The 15,787-nt window shown below is 57.3% G+C and carries 14 protein-coding genes; 8 read left to right on the top strand and 6 right to left on the bottom strand.

The genetic code is table 11. The features are described 5' to 3' along the window. Positions 1 to 116: 116 nt before the first annotated feature. Positions 117 to 956: a universal stress protein gene (locus C8029_RS12380; RefSeq protein WP_040402405.1), complete on the top strand. Its 840-nt coding sequence runs from the start codon at positions 117 to 119 to the stop codon at positions 954 to 956. Positions 957 to 1,079: 123 nt separating this feature from the next. Here C8029_RS12380 and fnrL read toward each other — a convergent pair whose 3' ends face one another. Then, positions 1,080 to 1,820 (bottom strand): transcriptional regulator FnrL, encoded by a 741-nt coding sequence (gene fnrL, locus C8029_RS12375; RefSeq protein ID WP_009572447.1) that lies wholly within the window; start codon positions 1,818 to 1,820, stop codon positions 1,080 to 1,082. A 66-nt stretch (positions 1,821 to 1,886) separates the two neighbouring features. Between fnrL and hemN the strand changes: the two genes are divergently transcribed. Both hemN and C8029_RS12365 read left to right on the top strand, forming a co-directional pair. After that, positions 1,887 to 3,242 (top strand): oxygen-independent coproporphyrinogen III oxidase, encoded by a 1,356-nt coding sequence (hemN, locus tag C8029_RS12370; protein WP_009572446.1) that lies wholly within the window; start codon positions 1,887 to 1,889, stop codon positions 3,240 to 3,242. Positions 3,243 to 3,399: 157 nt separating this feature from the next. Further along, entirely contained in the window at positions 3,400 to 4,794 is a 1,395-nt protein-coding gene (locus C8029_RS12365; RefSeq protein WP_009572445.1) for an FAD-binding oxidoreductase, read from the top strand. A gap of 10 nt (positions 4,795 to 4,804) precedes the next feature. Here C8029_RS12365 and hemC read toward each other — a convergent pair whose 3' ends face one another. Beyond that, positions 4,805 to 5,749 (bottom strand): hydroxymethylbilane synthase, encoded by a 945-nt coding sequence (hemC, locus tag C8029_RS12360; RefSeq protein WP_009572444.1) that lies wholly within the window; start codon positions 5,747 to 5,749, stop codon positions 4,805 to 4,807. 104 nt (positions 5,750 to 5,853) lie between these two features. Here hemC and hemE point away from each other — a divergent pair, with 104 nt between their 5' ends. Then, positions 5,854 to 6,888: a uroporphyrinogen decarboxylase gene (gene hemE / locus C8029_RS12355; protein ID WP_152002990.1), complete on the top strand. Its 1,035-nt coding sequence runs from the start codon at positions 5,854 to 5,856 to the stop codon at positions 6,886 to 6,888. An 89-nt stretch (positions 6,889 to 6,977) separates the two neighbouring features. Beyond that, positions 6,978 to 9,461, top strand: a complete 2,484-nt coding sequence (locus C8029_RS12350; protein ID WP_152002989.1) for a calcium-binding protein — start codon at positions 6,978 to 6,980, stop codon at positions 9,459 to 9,461. A gap of 49 nt (positions 9,462 to 9,510) precedes the next feature. On the opposite strand, the gene hemF is transcribed toward C8029_RS12350, so the two are convergent. After that, complete coding sequence (gene hemF, locus C8029_RS12345) at positions 9,511 to 10,404, bottom strand: oxygen-dependent coproporphyrinogen oxidase (protein WP_009572441.1); 894 nt, start codon at positions 10,402 to 10,404, stop codon at positions 9,511 to 9,513. Between the two features lie 162 nt (positions 10,405 to 10,566). On the opposite strand from hemF, the gene C8029_RS12340 reads away from it, so the two are divergent. Next, positions 10,567 to 10,941 carry a hypothetical protein gene (locus tag C8029_RS12340; protein ID WP_152002988.1) on the top strand — a complete coding sequence of 125 codons (375 nt, stop codon included), beginning with the start codon at positions 10,567 to 10,569 and terminating at the stop codon, positions 10,939 to 10,941. A gap of 20 nt (positions 10,942 to 10,961) precedes the next feature. Here C8029_RS12340 and C8029_RS12335 read toward each other — a convergent pair whose 3' ends face one another. From C8029_RS12335 to clpS, 3 genes are read right to left on the bottom strand one after another with little or no spacing between them, the layout of a single operon-like run. Then, a complete protein-coding gene (locus tag C8029_RS12335) occupies positions 10,962 to 11,774 on the bottom strand; it encodes an SDR family NAD(P)-dependent oxidoreductase (RefSeq protein WP_009572439.1) in 813 nt (270 codons plus the stop codon). A 30-nt stretch (positions 11,775 to 11,804) separates the two neighbouring features. Continuing rightward, a complete protein-coding gene (locus C8029_RS12330) occupies positions 11,805 to 12,812 on the bottom strand; it encodes a class I SAM-dependent methyltransferase (RefSeq protein WP_152002987.1) in 1,008 nt (335 codons plus the stop codon). Between the two features lie 15 nt (positions 12,813 to 12,827). Beyond that, positions 12,828 to 13,151 carry an ATP-dependent Clp protease adapter ClpS gene (gene clpS, locus C8029_RS12325; protein ID WP_009572437.1) on the bottom strand — a complete coding sequence of 108 codons (324 nt, stop codon included), beginning with the start codon at positions 13,149 to 13,151 and terminating at the stop codon, positions 12,828 to 12,830. Between the two features lie 139 nt (positions 13,152 to 13,290). On the opposite strand from clpS, the gene C8029_RS12320 reads away from it, so the two are divergent. Continuing rightward, positions 13,291 to 13,995: an HAD family hydrolase gene (locus C8029_RS12320; protein ID WP_152002986.1), complete on the top strand. Its 705-nt coding sequence runs from the start codon at positions 13,291 to 13,293 to the stop codon at positions 13,993 to 13,995. A gap of 201 nt (positions 13,996 to 14,196) precedes the next feature. Next, positions 14,197 to 15,762 (top strand): D-alanyl-D-alanine carboxypeptidase family protein, encoded by a 1,566-nt coding sequence (locus C8029_RS12315; protein WP_009572435.1) that lies wholly within the window; start codon positions 14,197 to 14,199, stop codon positions 15,760 to 15,762. Positions 15,763 to 15,787: the final 25 nt, after the last annotated feature.

The raw sequence follows: 15,787 nt of genomic DNA, 5'->3' as shown, positions 1-15,787 counted from the left end.
GAACCCCCGCGCAAATCGCCGCGCCCCTCAAATTTGTTGATCTCAATCAAAGCCATTTCGAGCACATGCGCGCATTGTATAGGTCGAAATGTCGCAATTCCCGAATGGAGGTCGCCATGCCTTTTAAAACCATCACAACCATTATTTGTAATATGGACGCGGATCGCCATGCCCTTGAGGCCGCAACCGCTCTTGCTCGGCGCGAAGAAGGGCATCTTGACGTGATTTGTCTGGGTCTCGACCGCACACAGCCCGGCTTCTACTATGCCGGCACCAATGCGATGGCCTTGCAAGACAACCTGCAACAGGCCCAAACCGAGAGTCGCGAAATTGAGTCTCAGGTCACGGAATTCTTGAGAGTTCAGGAAATTTCGTGGGTGACCAACCCCTTAACCGCGCAGATGGCCGGTCTGACGCCCCAACTCGCACATTTCCTGCGCTTCTCTGATGTCGTCGTCCTGCCCCGCCCTTACGGTCCGGGCCGCAGCCACGAGCACGAAGAAATCTTGGAAGCCGCGTTGTTCTCCGGTCATGTTCCGGTTCTCGTTGTGCCCGACACCGCCGATGTGCCGCAAAACATCGAACGTGTCGTCGTCGCATGGAATGAAAGCGCCGAAGCCTTGGGCGCTGTGCGTTCCGCTCTGCCGATTCTGCAAAAAGCCGATGTTGTGGACATCACCATCATCGACCCGCCGCAGCATGGCCCCGATCGCTCTGATCCGGGTGGCTCGTTGTGCCAAATGTTGGTGCGTCACGGTGTGCGCGCCGAAGTGTCGGTTCTGGCCAAAACCATGCCGCGCGTCTCCGATGTGCTCTGCCGTCAGCTGCGCGACAAGGACGCCGATCTCTTGGTGATGGGGGCCTATGGTCATTCCCGCTTCCGCGAATCGATCCTTGGCGGTGCAACCCGCCACATGTTGGAATTGGCGGATATTCCGGTGCTGATGTCGCACTGAGTTGATGTCACACTGACGCTCAACACCACGAACATACCGCAATCCGGCCCGCAGACAGGACGATCTACGGGCCGGAAAACATTTATGAATTTGACTTGATCAAGGCCTAAAGCAAGCCTGGCCTCAGGCCATCATCCCGCCGTCCATGTCATCCCCCGTCTCGATCTGCAACCGATCGAAATCCGGGATGATCACTCTACGTTTGCCTTCCAGCGTAATGATTCCCTCGCGTTTGAGCGCCGAAATCTGCCGCGACACGGTTTCAAGCGTCAGACCAAGGTAGTCCGCCATCGCCTCGCGGGTCAGCGGCAATTCAAACATCATGCCATCGCCCGTGCTCTTCAGCGCCAGCGAGGATTCGCGCCGGGCGATGATCGCCAGCAGAGATGCAATTTTTTCCCGCGCAGTTTTACGACCGAGGATCAGCATCCACTCGCGGGCCGCATCGAGTTCGTCCAACGTCATCTCCAAAAGGCGCTGTGCGATATGCGGTGTGCGCGTCATCAGCGCTTCAAAAGGTTTACGACGAAAACAACAAAGTGTGAGGTTGGAGACGGCAGCCACATCATATGGGGCAACGTCGCGCCCCGGACGCCCCAGAAAATCAGAGGGCAACAACAGCCCAACCATCTGGGTGCGCCCGTCTTCCATGGCTTGGCTCAAAGAGGCCACGCCGGTGACCACGGAGGCCACAAAATCCATGCGATCCCCGGACCAGACAATGGGTTGGCCCGCTTCATAGGAGCGATAGTATTTGATGGAATCGAGCTCATTGAGCTCATCTGTCTCGCACCGGGCACAGACAGCCCGGTGACGGATCGGACAGGACCCACACTCTTTGTGGTCGAATACAATGTCACTCATAGGTGCGCTCACGTTTTTTGATCTGGGTCAATGCGCCCAATCTTAGTTCCACTAGATCGTATCCTCATGAACACGCACACGCAACTCCGCAAGCTTGGCCTTTTTGACGCTCGTGTCCCCCGGTACACGAGCTATCCAACCGCACCCCATTTTTCTGACGCCACAAACGCCGGGGATGTGGAAGGTTGGCTCAAGGCTCTGGACCCGTCTCAGCCGATCTCTCTTTACATCCATGTGCCGTTTTGTCGACGCCTGTGCTGGTTCTGTGCGTGTCGCACGCAGGGCACAACGACAGCTGGCCCTGTGGCCGCCTATGTCGAGACGCTCAAGACGGAATTGTCGCTTTTGAAAGCACACATCCCGGAGGGGATTCAAATCGGCCATTTGCATTGGGGTGGCGGGACGCCAACGCTGCTTGGCGCCGAAATGATCGCCGATCTCTCCGCGGCGATCCATGATCTGGCCCCTTTTAGCGAGCGTTATGAATTTTCCGTCGAGGTTGATCCCAACGAGGTCGATGACGCGCGTTTGGACGCGCTGGCCGCCGCCGGGATGAACCGCGCCTCAATCGGGGTGCAGGATTTCGACCCCGCCATTCAGGAAACCATCGGTCGCATTCAGTCCTATGAGATCACCAAAGCCGCCGTCGATGGGCTGCGCGCGCGAGGGATTTCCTCGCTCAACGCCGATATTTTATACGGCCTGCCCGGACAGACCCCGGAAAAAATCGCCGAAAGCGTTCAAAAGCTCCTGACCCTCTCGCCGGACCGGGTCGCCTTGTTTGGCTACGCCCATGTGCCCTGGATGGCGCGGCGGCAAAACATGATCCCAACCGACCAATTGCCCCGGCCCGAAGAGCGGCTGGACCTGTTCAACGTGGCGCGGGACCTGTTTGTCTGGGACGATTACGTCGAGATTGGCATCGACCATTTCGCCAAGAAAGGCGACGGTCTTGAGGTCGCGTTGCGTACAGGGACATTGCATCGCAATTTCCAAGGCTACACCGACGACAAATGCCCGACCATGGTCGGCGTGGGGGCCTCTTCGATTGCCAAATACCCGCAAGGATTCGCCCAAAACCACCCCGCCACGTCAAAATATCAAGCCGCAGTGCGCGCTGGCATTTTGCCCATCGCCAAGGGCCATACCTTCAGCGCCGAAGACCATTTGCGCGGTCGGATCATTGAGGCATTGATGTGTGATTTCCGGGTCGAAGCTGCCGAATTGATCCAAAACTATGGCCTGTCGCAAGCCGGATTTGATGCCTTTGCCAAAAGTGTAAGTGACGCGTTTCCCGAGATGCTCGCAACCTCGCCGGAGCGAATTGTCATCCTTGACGTGGCCCGCCCACTCACCCGGATGATCGCCCGCCATTTTGACGCCTATGACATGACACAGGCCAAGCATTCCTCCGCCGTCTGATCGCAACAGACCCTGATGTGTCCCAGATCCGTCCTTGCTCCCCCGCAGGGACGGATTTTGTTCGGCGCGGGGTTTGGCACAATAGTTGACAGCGTCCCAGACTTGCCAAACCGCGCATTTTCCACGACACCGCGAGGACCAAACACCGGAGCGACCGATGGACCTCATAGACCGCCTGCGCGCGATCACACCGCATGTTTTGACCGGGCCTGACGCCCTGCCCTATGGCCGCGACTGGGTTGGCAAATATGTGACCACGCCTTTGGCCGTGGTGCGCCCAAACACAACCGCCGAGGTTTCCGCCATCATGGCGCTGGCGCATGAGACGGGCACGCCCGTTGTCCCGATGGGAGGCAACACCGGATTGACCGGCGCGACCGCCGCCGAGGGGGCTTTGATCCTCTCGCTGGAGCGGATGACCCGTATTCGCGAGATCCGCCCAGAGGCCCGGATCGCCGTGGTTGAGGCCGGGGTGATCCTGCAAGACCTCCACATCGCCACCGAAGCACAGGGTCTCAGCTACCCAATGACGTTTGGCGCCAAAGGATCGGCGCGGATCGGCGGCACATTGGCCACCAATGCCGGCGGCTCCAATGTTTTGCGCTATGGCAACACCCGCGATCTCTGCCTTGGGATTGAGGTGGTCTTGGCCGACGGGCGTGTGCTTGATCTGACGAGCGAGCTGCACAAGGACAATTCCGGCTATGACCTGCGCGATCTGATGATTGGCGCAGAGGGCACATTGGGCGTGATCACCGCCGCCGTGTTGAAACTCACCCCCCTGCCGCAGGCCTACGCCACCGCCATGGTCACCGTGCCGTCCCTGCCGGATGCGTTGCAGCTTTTGAACCGGTTACAAGAACACACTGGCGGCATGGTCGAGGCATTTGAATATATGCCGCGCGACTACCTGACCCGTCTGGCGCAGTTTCGCGCCGATCTGATCCCGCCTTTGGGACATGACGTGGACCACATGATTTTCTTGGAAATCGCCTCCACCGTGCCGCGCGATTGTAGCGTGGATGACACCGGCCAAGTGCCCCTTCTGAGCGCGCTGGAAGAGATATTGGGCGAGATGTTTGAAGACGGCTTGGTCTTGGACGCCGCTTTGGCCGGGTCCGTGGCACAGCGGCGATTGATGTGGGAGATTCGCGAAGCTGCGGCGGAAATCTCGGTCAACACCAAGCCTTTGGTGATCAATGACCTTTGCCTGCCCGTCGATCAGATCGAAACCTTCCTCAGCCGTGCCGAGGCGCGCCTGAAACCGCTTGATCCCGGTGTGACCTCTTGCACGGTCAGCCATCTGGGTGATGGCAATGTCCATTATACGATTTACCCGTCGACGGCGGCGCTGTGCGACCCGTTGATGGAGGCGGTGGAGGACATTGTCCAAGACATGCGCGGCAGTTTCTCCGCCGAACATGGCATCGGTTTGGGCAAGCTCAGTTCGATGCAGCGTCGCAAAGACCCTGTCGCGCTGGACATGATGCGCGCCGTGAAAGCCGCGTTTGATCCGAAAGGGATTTTGAATCCGGGCAAGACCCTGCCCTAGTCCAAGCCCTTTATTTCCAGTCGAAAAATCCTTCACCCGCTCGCTCAAGCAGTTTGGTCGCCATGTCCACGGCCATCTCTGGACCGTCCGAAATCGCGCCAGACACATCATCGCTGAGAGATTCGGAGCCATCGCTGCGCAGGATTTCCCCACGCAGACGCAAGCTGCCCCCAACAATTTGTGCCAACCCGGCAATCGGGGTTTGGCAGGAGCCGTCAAGCTTAGCCAAAAACGCCCGTTCACAGGCCAAAGCCTGCCCCGTGGGCGCGTGATGAATGGCGGCAAGCATGTCTGCGATGTGATGATCCGCCGCACGGCGCTCAATCGAAATCGCGCCTTGGGCGACGGCGGGCAGCATCTCTTCGGCCGTGACCGCCACGCGCGGCACATCGTCAAAGCCTAGACGGTTAAGCCCCGCAAGCGCCAAAAACGTCGCATCCGCCACGCCATCTTTGAGTTTTTGCAACCGGGTTTGCACCGAGCCGCGAAATTCGATGACCTGAAGATCGGGGCGTTTGTTCAACAATTGCGCTTTGCGGCGCAGGGACGACGAGCCGACCACAGCGCCCTGCGGCAAATCCGCAAGCGCGCGCCCATCGAGCGTGATGAAGGCGTCAAAGGGATTTTCACGCGGCAGATAGGTATCAAGCACCAGCCCCTCGGGCTGTTCCACCGACATATCTTTGGTCGAATGCACGGCAATGTCGACCTCGCCATTCAAAAGCCGATCTTCGATCTCTTTTGAAAACAATCCCTTACCACCCAACTCGCGCAGGGCGCGGTCTTGAACCCGATCGCCACGGGTCGAAATGGACACAATCTGAAACGCCTCAAGCGGCAGATCAAACGCCTTCATAAGGCGCGCGCACGTCTCATGGGCCTGCGCCAGCGCAAGCGGGGAACCACGGGTGCCAATTTTCAGCGGTTGAGCGGGGGTCGGGAGTGTGAGTGTCATGGCAAAGCCATACCTGCGGCGGATCATCCTGACAAGCCATGGCCGCTTGACAAAAGCCCGCAGGAAAGGGACCAACGCGGGGACACACAACCGGGAGGCCGCAGATGTCCGAAAAAACGATCCTCAAAGCGCTCAAAGGCGAGACGCAACAGGTTCCGCCGATTTGGATGATGCGGCAAGCTGGTCGCTACCTGCCGGAATACCGCGCCACGCGCGCACAGGCCGGGGATTTCCTCAGCCTGTGTTACAACCCGGAACTGGCCGCCGAAGTGACGCTGCAACCGATCCGCCGCTTTGGCTTTGACGCGGCGATCCTGTTTGCCGATATTTTGCTTTTGCCACAAGCCTTAGGGGCCGACCTTTGGTTTGTCACCGGCGAAGGTCCGCGCCTGTCGACCATCACCTCAGAGGCAGATTTTACGCCGATGAAGGGCAAAGATGACATCCACGAGGTGCTCGCCCCGGTCTACGAAACGGTCAAAATTCTCTCGCGTGAATTACCAAAAGAGACCACATTGATTGGCTTTGCCGGTGCGCCCTGGACGGTTGCGACCTATATGATCGCGGGTCGCGGCACCCCGGATCAAGGCCCCGCCCATGCCCTGCGCGAGGGCAATAACGCCCTCTTTGAAAAGATCATCGACCTGTTGACGGTGAGCACCATCGAATATCTCGACATGCAAATCCAAGCCGGTGCCGAAGTCGTCAAGATTTTCGACAGCTGGGCCGGGAGCCTCAAGGGCGAGGCGTTTGAAAAATACGCCGTCGAACCGACGCGCCGGATCACATCCGAATTGAAAAAACGCCATCCGGGCATTCCGGTCATCGGATTCCCACGCGAAGCGGGCGATGGTTACATCGGCTTTCACGCCAAAACCGGTGTCGACTGCGTTGCCTTGGACAATTCTGTCACACCCGAATGGGGCGCGGCAAACGTGCAAAAAGACGGCTGCGTTCAGGGCAATCTGGCATCAAGCCACATGGTCACAGGTGGCCAAGGCCTGATTGACGAAGTGCGCCATGTCCGTGACGCTTTCTCCAAAGGTCCGCATATCTTCAACCTCGGTCACGGCATCACACCAGACGCCAACCCGGACAATGTGTCTTTGATGATCGAGACCCTTCGGGAAACGCGCTAGCACAGCTCGCGATTGATTTCGCACGTTGAGAAGCATCTCAAGCGGGATATTCTCTCCTCAGATTTTAATCAATTTGAGGAGATCTCGATATGAGCACGGAATCCATTACGGTGTCATTGCCTCTGGGTGAAGCGGTCACTAAAGACCATTTCGGCGTGAACTTCGTCGATACCTTTGATCGCGTCCAACACGAGGGCAATGCCGCAGGGCTCTCGGATTTTCTTGAAGATACTCAGAATGGGACTGAAGGCCTGAATGGTATGGGCCTCACGTCCCTCCGTTGGCCGGGTGGCGCGGATATCGAAAGATATGCGCTGAACGTGGACGCCAATGGTGCCGTCGATCTGGCTCCCAAAGAGGACATTACCGGACAAGAGCAACTGAACATCGCGCTTTTGGAGGACTTCCTTGAATTTTGTGGGGACAACAGGGTGTCCGCAAAAATCATCATTCCAACCGAATGGTTGACCGATAGCCAATATGCCAGCCCAGGTCAGGTTGCGACGGACATCACACAAGTGGAAATTGATGCCGTCGCAGCCTTTGTCGCCAAAGTGATGGAGATCGCGCAAAACACGGGCGCAACCATCGACGGCTTTGAAATCGGCAATGAATATCGCGGCGTCTACACAGCCCAAGGCTATAGCGCAGTGCTCAACGCGCTCGTCCCAGCCATTGATGATGTCCTAGGCGATGGGGCCGATGCGCCAGACATCATCGCCCAAATGTCGATCGACACAAAAGATGGCAGCAATGTTTCCCTTGATGATTTCGCAACTCAAAATATCAACGGCGTGCTTGAAAAGCTTGATGCGGGGGTCGCCGATATGATCGACGGCCTTGCCTCACATTTCTATTACCAAGACGGTCAACAATCCACGACGGATACAACGGGCGAGTGGCGTCACAGCTACGACAACATAGACGATCTTGTGGCAAAGTTCGCAGATATGGCGGCCGAGTGGGGCGAGGACATGGATTTGCATCTCAGCGAATGGGGCGTGCAACACACCGCCCTCTCTGATGATGCGCGCTATTGGGGCTTGATGCAGTTGGCCCCAACATTGGAAATCTTCTCCGCAATGATGAAACATGGCATCGACGGCGCCGACATGTGGCCCCTTTTGTACCACACGACAGCCTTGGCCAATAACAGCGGCAAGCTCCGCCCGATTGGCATTCTGGTTGACCTGATGAATGACACTCTTGTGGGAAAAGAGGCGCTGGATGCGACACCCGAGGGCGGGTCCAGCTTTGACATTCACGGGTTTATTGGCGGCGGAGAGGGCACTGTTTTCCTGTCGTCCCTGTCCGACAGTCAGGACCAAGTCATAACCATCAACCTCGCGGATATGTACGCAATCGGGTACGGAACCGTGACGGTGCAAATCATTGGCGTCGATTACGCCCAAACCGACGGTGTCTACACGGGCGGCCACTATAACGAAGTTGATTTGGCCGCCTGGCAAGACCCCAACACGCTTGGGACATTGAGCAGTGAGACCTACTCTGATCTCACCGAGATTTCAATCACCTTGGACGCCTACGAGGTCGCAGTGATCACCTACACCGCATATGACGTGGTCGAAGAGGTCTCGGTTCAATTTAACGACGTCACATATGGGACCTCCTACAAATATTTGGAGGAAGCCGCGACCAACGACTATATCATTGGCTCTGATCTGCACAACTGGATCAAAACCGGGGCGGGCGATGACTATGTCATCGGCGGTGACGCAAATGACACCCTAAATCTCGGCGATGGGAACGATAAAGCCGATGGCGGTGACGGCGCTGACTACATCTCCGGCGGGTACGGCGCTGACTTGATCGTCGGGGGCCTCGGTGGAGATACTCTTCTTGGCGGTCATGGTGATGACAACATATTGGGAGGCAATGGCGGCGACAAATTATATGGCGGCAACGACAATGATGCGTTGAACGGGGGGAGTGGCGCCGATCTTCTGGAGGGGGAAGCCGGCAACGACCGTCTGGTCGGAGAAGATGGCAATGACACCCTGATTGGCGGTGATGGAGTGGACACGCTGTATGGCGGTGTCGGGGACGATACGCTTTCCGGGGGCACCGGGAATGACACCCTGATCGGCAATGGTGAAAACGACATCCTGCATGGGGACGCGGGCGACGACGTTCTCAATGGCGGGCTTGGATACGATAACCTCTACGGCGGCGACGGCGATGATCGCCTTGTCGGCGACAATGCAAGCGACAAACTTTGGGGCGAAGACGGAGACGACACCCTTTATGGCGGGTCCGGGAACGACCGACTTGATGGCGGCGTGGGCAATGACACCCTTGACGGTGGTGCAGGCAATGACACGTTTGTTTTTTCCGGTACGTTCCAAGTGGATCACATCACCGACTTTGACGATAACGGAAATGATATCATTGATCTCAGCAATGTGGCCTCCATCACAAGTTGGAGTGATCTCAACAACGCGCATATGACTGAATCTGGCTCAAACGTCATCATTGATGCCGGCGGCGGCAACATCATCTACTTGGATAGCACCACCCTGAGCGATCTCAGCGCAAGCGATTTTATCTTTTGATACCTAAATGGCCCCTTCCCGGGACCCTCTCAATTCCTGTTCTATCGACCTATACCCATTTCGCCATCGGCGGCAGGGACATCAAGACGGCGTTGGCGTCATGGCCCGTTTCCAAACCAAACTTGGTGCCCCGGTCATAGACGAGATTGTATTCGGCATAGAGGCCGCGATGGATCAGTTGTGTATCTTTGTCCGCCTCTGTCCATGGCGTATCGCGGCGCTTTTCTGTCGCGCCTAAGAAGGCGGGCAAAAACGCCCGGCCCACGTCTTGGGTAAAGGCAAAATCCGCCTCCCAATCGCCCGTGTTGTGATCATCAAAAAAGATACCCCCCACGCCGCGCGCCCGACCGCGATGCGGGACATAGAAATACTCATCCGCCCACTCTTTGAAGCGCGGATAATAGTTCGGATCATGGCGATCACAGTGATGCTTTTGCACAGCGTGAAACGCCTCCGTATCCTCGGCATATTCGATGCAAGGATTCAAATCCGATCCGCCGCCAAACCACCATGCATGCGGCGTCCAAAACATCCGTGTGTTCATGTGAACGGCGGGCGTATGCGGGTTTTGCATATGCGCGACAAGCGAAATCCCCGCCGCCCAAAACCGCGGATCTTCTTTCATCCCCGGAATGCCCTTGCGCGCGGCCATGGCCATTTGCGCCCGCTCGCCCAACTCACCGTAAACAGTGGAGATATTGACGCCGACCTTTTCAAACACCCGGCCCCCGCGCATCACTGACATCACGCCACCACCCGCATCAGAGCCGTCATCCGAGCTGCGCTTGGTCTCGGTGACCTCAAAACGCCCAGCGGGCAACTCTGCAAAAGGGCCTGTGGTTTGGCTGTCTTCGAGCGCCTCGAACGCGGTGACAATCTGATTGCGCAAATCCCGAAACCAAAGGGAGGCGCGGGATTTTTCGTCAATCATCTCTGGGCTCATCTCTTCGCGGGTATCTTGGCTCATTCGGGCTGTCCTTTCCGGCGCATCATGTTGCGTCCAGAGGTAGCAGGAATGCGCTAAGAGCAGCAAGGGCAGTAAGATCCCTTCCCCCGCGCCAGAAAAAGCCTATGATATGGACAGAGTTGAAATGGAGATTTTCAAATGCGTTGGCTTGCTCCCCTTATGCTTTTGCCGCTTGTCGCCGCCTGTTCCGAACAACAGATGTGCATTTCCCGCGCCACCAAGGATTTGCGTCAGGTTCAAAGCTTTATTTCCGAATCCGAGGGCAATCTCGCGCGCGGCTATGCCCTGGTCGAAAAAGAATACATCGACTACGACATTGAGCGCTGCGGTGAAAATGCGGACGGTACACCCATTTACTGTCGCGTGCCCGACGTCGAAACCCGACGTGTTCCAAAAGCCATCGACCTTGATGCCGAAGCGGCAAAATTGGCGGCGCTGAAAAAGAAAGAGGCGCAATTGGCAAAACAGGCGGAGGCCGCAATCCAAGCCTGTGTGCAGCAATATCCGAGCTGAGACAGTAGAGCCTTTCGCACTTAATGCGTGGGCGCGTGAACCGGATCAACCAGTGTGCGCCCGCCATCCAAGGTCAGGATTTGTCCGGTCATAAATCCAGAGGCCTCAGACACCAAATATTGCACGGTCTCGGCGATTTCTGAGGCCTGTGCGACCCGGCCCAGCGGCGTCTTAGAGATTATCTCATTTCGGTAATCAGGGTTTTCGGCCAACATCCCTTGCAGGCTTGCACTCATCACCGAGCCAAACGCCACGGCATTGACCCGAATGCGATTGGGCGCCAGAGCCACCGCCATGGAGCGGGTCAGTTGATCGACGGCGGCGGAGGAGACAGAAAAGGCCAAAAGCTCCGGTTGTGAACGGCGCGCGGCAATCGAGGACAGGTTCACGATCGAGCCGACGATGCCCTCGTCTTCGCTGCTTTTCTCAGATTGTTTGATCATCCATTTCGCCACCTGCTGCGTCAATCTTAGCGAGGTCATCAGGTTTTGCTCAATCAAATGGGCGACATTGTCTTCCTCGACGCACAAAGGATCGCTCATCGCCACCTGACGCGAGGCGTTGATCAGGATGTCAACGCCCTCAAAGGCATCAATCGTGGCAGACAACAGGTTGGCGATGGTCAGTTTTTCACGCAGATCTCCTGCGAAATATGCGATATGGCCGTCATCCACGTTGGCCGCCTCACCGTATTGTTCAATCAGGCTGGCCTCGTCGATATCCGCGCACATCACCCGCGCGCCCTGAGACTCGAAATGCCGCACAATCGCCAGACCAACGCCATTGGCCGCCCCGGTCACGATGGCGGTCTTGCCTTCAATCGAAAAGCTCATCAGTCGTCTCCGCAATGTGTTAGCGCCATCTTAAGCTGTTTTACCGCTCATGCGAAGCGGTTTTGCGGCGTGAAGCACCTTAAACCCGCCCGTATCGGCAATCGGTTGGCATGTGCCGAACATCTCGGCAAGCGTTGCCTCGTAGGGCAATTGCCGATTGGCCACCAGCCAAAGCTGACCCTGAGGCGACAGCATCCCGGCGGCGGCCCGGATAAAGGCTTGGCCCAGCCCCGGATCAGCCGCGCGTGAGGTATGAAACGGCGGGTTCATGATCACCGCATCCAGTTTTGTCGGCGGGGTGAATTTGGTCGCATCCTGCCAATGGAATTCCGCGCGCGGGTCGGTGACATTTTCGCGCGCACAGGCAAGAGCGGCGGCCTCTGCCTCGACCACATGCAGGCGTTTCACCCCCGGATGATCCAAAATATGACGGGAGAGATAGCCCCAGCCCGCGCCAAGATCGGCGATTTTCGACGGTAATTTCTCGGGCAACGCGGCCAGAAGCGCCTGCGAGGCTTTGTCAATGCGATCCACCGAGAAGACGCCAAGCCGGGTGGAGAACCCGTCGATCAGATGCAGCGCACCAGGATCGGCCCAATCGGTGAAATCACCGCCAGAAAAGGCGAAGGCCTTGCCATGGGCTTTGGACACGATCTGCGCCACTTCGGCCCGTTTGCGCACGTCCTTCAAAAGACTGTCGATGCCATCGGTTTTCTGCCCATCCACGATCACACGCGTCGCCCGAGCGACCGCATCGGCGATCAACGCCCGCGCCTCCGCCTTGGACCGCGGCACGGCAACAATGGCCAAATCAAATGCGCCCTCAGCCGCGACACGGGTATCAAACCCGCGCGCGGTGAGCGCATCGAAATCGGGTTTAAACCCCTGAACGATCTGAAGAGTTGCGCCCGCGAGATCGGACAGATCGGCATCATGCGTAGGGCTATAAACCACAACGCGCGCAGGCACCGAGTCAGATAGATCGTGACCAGACAGATCGTGGCCTTCGAGCAAAAGAGGGAGGCGGGAAGATATCATGAAGCGGCGAAACGCCTATTCCTTTTCCATCGTGCATTGCAGCGGATGTTGATGGCGGCGGGCGAAATCCATCACCTGCTGCACTTTGGTTTCGGCAATCTCAAACGGAAAGACCCCAACGACGGCCAAGCCCTTTTTATGCACGGTCAACATGATCTCCGTCGCATGACCATGGCCAATGCCAAAAAAGCGCTCCAGCACCAGAACGACAAATTCCATCGGCGTGTAATCGTCGTTCAAAAGCATCACCTTATACAATGGCGGACGCTTGGTTTTCGGCTTGGTTTTAAGCGCAAGATCGACATCGCCGTCGTCGAAACGGTCGTCTTTGTCGGACATCATGTGAGGCAAGAGGGTCACTCTGGCGTCTCCGATTTTTGGATTTTGCACAAACTTACGGTCTTGATTGGCGTTATATAGCCCCTTTTTCGCATGAATAAAGAGGGTTATGCCAAAAGCAGTAAAGGGAGCATAGCATATGTCTGTCAAACTCGCGACAATCGCGTTCGATGCCGATGACACGCTTTGGGAAAACGAGGCGTTTTTTCGCATGACCCAAGAACGATTCGCCGATCTTTTGTCTGATTACACCGAGCGCGATCACTTGGCGGGGCGGCTTTTGGCTGCGGAACGGCGCAACCTCGGCCAATATGGATTCGGCATCAAAGGCTTTGTCTTGTCGATGATCGAAACGGCGATTGAGGTAACAGATCAAAGCGTTCCTGCCTCGGTGATCGCCGAATTGATTGCCGCCGGACAGGACATGTTGCGCCACCCGATTCACCTGCTCGATGGCGTCGAAGAGACAGTACGCGCCTTGGCCGAGCAGCATGAAATCCTGTTGGTGACCAAAGGCGATCTGTTGGATCAGAAACGCAAATTGGCGCAATCCGGTTTGGGCGATCTGTTTGATGGGGTCGAAATCGTCTCCGCCAAGACACCCGAGGTCTATGCCGGCATTTTCGCGCGCCATAATGTGGCCCCCGAAGCCGCGATGATGGTGGGCAATTCGATGAAATCCGATGTTCTGCCGCCGCTTGAGGCCGGGGCCTGGGGCGTGTTCATTCCGCACAATTGGACGTGGGAAATCGAACATGCGGAAGCGCCCGAAGATCATCCCCGATACCGCCAATTGGGTGATTTGGGGGCGCTGCCTACGCTCATCGAAACGCTCGACCTTTGAACAGAGCCTCCACAGATTTCTTTTTCATACTGCAAACTTCACCATGTGGTGGGCAACGCGGCCATAGCCACCACATGTGGCGTTGCAACTCTGCACCCTCACAAAGTCTTTGAAAATTCGCGGTTTTCTCAAACGAAAGCCTGTGCTACGTTTTCAAAATAAGCTGGGCGAAATGATCCGGCAGGACGAGGCAGATTTATCATGATGAGCAACGTGCAAGCGCGGGGTGTCCTGCGTGCCGTATCAAGACGCATTTTCCCTCTTATTTTGATCGCCTTTGCGATGACCGTCGCAATGTCGGCAAAGATGATGGCGGCGGAATATGCCGCGCTGGTGATGGATGCACGCAATGGCAAAGTGTTGCACGCTACCAATGCCGACACCCGGTTGCACCCCGCCTCTCTGACCAAGATGATGACGCTCTACATCGCTTTTGAGGCGGTCGAACATGGTGAAATCACCCTCGACACCCTCGTCACCGTGTCGCGCAATGCCGCCTCTGAACCGCCTTCGAAATTGGGCCTCAAGGCCGGTCAAAAAATCAAACTGCGCTATCTCATCCGCGCCGCTGCCGTGAAATCCGCCAATGATGCCGCCACGGCCATTGGCGAGGCCATCGAAGGCTCCGAGGCCGCATTTGCCCGCCGGATGAACCGCACCGCCAAAGAGCTTGGCATGTCGCGCACCACGTTCAAAAACGCCAATGGCCTGACCGAAGAAGGCCACCTGTCGACCGCCCGCGACATGTCCGTTTTGGGGCGCCACGTGTTTTATGACTACCCGGAATATTACAACATCTTTTCACGCAAAACCGCCGACGCGGGTGTGACCACCGTCACCCACACCAACTCGCGGTTTCTGAGCGCCTATCCCGGCGCAGATGGCATCAAAACCGGATACACTGCGGCGGCAGGGTTTAACCTCGTGGCCTCGGCACAGCATGGCAGTGAGCGGATCATCACCACCGTTTTCGGTGGCCGTTCCACCGCATCGCGCAATGCCAAAGTGGCCGAATTGATGGACCTTGGCTTCAAACGCGCGCCGACCAATGTCTCTGTCATCAAACCGAAAAAGCCACCCTATTTGGGTCAGGTTGGCGGCGGCGCCGTTATGGTCGCCGAGGGCCAAACCGCGCCGAAAGTGGCGTCGAAAATCGTCCGGGTGAGCGTCAATATGGCCAAAAGCCCGATCCCGAAAGCCCGCCCAATGCGCGAACTGGCACCCGAGGATGAACAAATGTTACTGGCCGCCTCGGATGACGTGTTCTCCGCTTTGGAAAAAGCCAATCAAGAGGCCGCACTTTTGGCCGCTGCGACCGAAGCCACGGTAGAAGCCAGCACGATTTTAGCGGCGGAAGCCTCGCGGGCTCAAACCGCGCCTGCGATACCCGCCATCGCGCCGATCCTGCGCCCTACGCGCACCGAAGCGCCTGAAACATTGCAACTCGCCTCGATCGAACCCACATCCGCCGTCGCCGCCGATCCGGTCCCGACAGGACCCGAAGTGGTGACGCGGATTTCGACCTCTGGCAACCGCCATTGGGGCATCAACATCGGCACGTACGGCTCGGAATATGAAGCCCGCAAGGAGCTGTTGCGCACCGCGCTGACAGAGATCGAAATGCTTGATGGCGCACTGCGCAAAGTGGTCAAAACCAAACGCGGCTATGACGCCAACTTCCTTGGGCTGACCGAGGATTTGGCCGCGATGACCTGTCGCCGGTTGGAAGCGCGCGGCACGGACTGTGCGCCCATCGGCCCGTCCTGAACCAGATACATTAAGCTGAAAAGAG

Origin of the sequence: Roseobacter sp. TSBP12, assembly GCF_009129705.1 — a bacterium.
Classification (GTDB): domain Bacteria; phylum Pseudomonadota; class Alphaproteobacteria; order Rhodobacterales; family Rhodobacteraceae; genus Celeribacter; species Celeribacter baekdonensis_A.
Note: the sequence above shows the minus strand (reverse complement) of the source record. Positions and strands in the feature narration are given on the sequence as shown.